Here is a 1,187-nt window from a genome sequence, read left to right as displayed (position 1 = left end):
CGGTGTAGTGGTTCAGTTTTTTTGAACCACTCTGTAGGAGCATTAGGCCGCTTGCTGCTCAAACAGCGCAGGCGGCAGGTGGTTCGAAGCGGAATGGCAACGGCGATGGTTGTAATGTGAGATGAAGCCCATCACGTCCTTCTCCGCTTCGAAATGATTTTGGTAGCCGTTTTCTGGCATCCAATCGTGCTTTAACGTCCTGAAGTAGCGCTCGACCACCGCGTTATCCCAGCAGTTGCCTCGACGACTCATGCTCTGAACGATCCGGTGTTCTGCTAGACATGCAACAAATCGATCAGCGGTGTATTGGCAGCCCTGGTCTGAGTGAAATAGCAACTGCGGCATCGGGCGGCGTAACGCCACTGCCAGCTTTAGTGCCTTCATAGACAGCTCAGCATCAGCGGTTCGCGAGCAAGCCCACCCCACGATCCTGCGTGAAAACAGATCCATCACTACGGCCAGATACAACCAGCCGTTTCCCACTCTGATGTAAGTGATATCGCCTGCCCAAAGCGTGTCAGGTCGGGCCGGATTGAAACGACGATCAAGTATGTTCGGTGCGGCGACTGCCGGCTTCGTCGCACGGCGATAATGGGCGTAACGAGGCCTGCGCCGATGCAAACCGAAGGTTTTGATCAAGGTGCGCATTCGATAGCGGCCAATGAAAATGCCTTCTTTTCTTAATTCTTTGGATAGCCCGCGAGCACCCAACGCTTCGCGATGCGCCCTATGCAGCGCGCGGAGCTTGCGCCCCAGCCATCGCTGCGCAGGTCGCAGCAGTTGGGGTTTGCGCTTTGCGTAATAGCTGCTGCGGGCCAGACCGAACACGGAGCACATACGCCTAATCGACATCGCACCTCTAACGCCATCAATCACTTGGTTCGACCGAACAGAACCTTTAGATGAGAGGGCAATTGCTTTTTTAACACTTGGTTCTCAGCTTCGAGCAGCGCCAATTTCGCCTGAAGCGACTCGATCAGTTCCTGATCCTGCAGTCGAGGAGGTTGCACCATCCCTTCCTGCTCCCGCCGCCAACGCAAAACCCAGCGGCGCAGGGCTGTAGGGCCAACACCGGTAGCTTCACAGGCTTTGGGTATGGAGTAATCCATCTCCACAACCAAACGGATGGCCTCCGCTTTTTCCTCAGATGTAACAACCCGATATCCCATGATGATTCCTAAAGTCGA

2 protein-coding genes are annotated in these 1,187 nt (G+C 54.9%); both read right to left on the bottom strand.

Features of this window, described 5'->3' with window-relative positions; genetic code table 11:
* Positions 1 to 42 precede the first annotated feature (42 nt).
* Entirely contained in the window at positions 43 to 837 is a 795-nt protein-coding gene (locus tag ACM110_RS29975) for an IS3 family transposase (protein ID WP_416130626.1), read from the bottom strand.
* A gap of 35 nt (positions 838 to 872) precedes the next feature.
* Positions 873 to 1,187: transposase (locus ACM110_RS29970; protein WP_416130625.1), on the bottom strand; the 315-nt coding region annotated here is incomplete at its 5' end.

Origin of the sequence: Pseudomonas sp. NFX98 (assembly GCF_047784845.1) — a bacterium.
GTDB lineage: Bacteria > Pseudomonadota > Gammaproteobacteria > Pseudomonadales > Pseudomonadaceae > Aquipseudomonas.
This window is presented reverse-complemented; position numbering and strand designations above follow the sequence as displayed.

What these genes read in the sequence shown, in the direction of transcription:
- ACM110_RS29975 (WP_416130626.1), bottom strand. Translation starts at nt 837, where the DNA reads ATGTGCTCCGTGTTCGGTCTGGCCCGCAGCAGCTATTACGCAAAGCGC.